A 423-nucleotide genomic window follows, 5' to 3' on the forward strand; every position below is an offset into this window, starting at 1 on the left:
CTTTTCCTGTGTTGTTGATAGTCACAATTATATGAAAAGTCCCTCCGGCTTTTACAACCGTTCTATCAACCTCAAAAGTAACCACAGCCGGTTGCTTAATCAGACACCCCGATGCAAAAATTATCAAAAGCAGGAGGATGGCAGATTTTTTCAATTAGCTCACCTTTTTAGTTCATGAAGGAGGATTGCCAACTCACCGAGCTCGCCGATTTCCCACCTAACATTAATCGGTGTTCCTACCTCAATTTCCTTTTTGCTCAGCCCTGGCTCAGTTCCACCAAAGATAAACATCACCTTCTTCTCTTTCACTTTTTCCCTCAGCTCTTCCCAATTAGCTGGTTCTCCAAACTTCGTGACTGTATAAATTTCGTCGGGCTGGACCACCTCAATGGCATCAGGCAAATCTCCCACGATTAAGACATT

At 43.5% G+C, this 423-nt stretch carries 1 protein-coding gene; it reads right to left on the reverse strand.

Annotated features, from left to right (window positions below):
• Positions 1-159 precede the first annotated feature (159 nt).
• A partial coding sequence (locus E3E37_RS11240) for a RecB-family nuclease (protein ID WP_206204113.1) occupies positions 160-423 on the reverse strand: 264 nt, incomplete at its 5' end.

Origin of the sequence: Thermococcus sp. ES12 (genome assembly GCF_012027515.1) — an archaeon.
In the GTDB taxonomy this organism is placed as follows: domain Archaea; phylum Methanobacteriota_B; class Thermococci; order Thermococcales; family Thermococcaceae; genus Thermococcus; species Thermococcus barossii.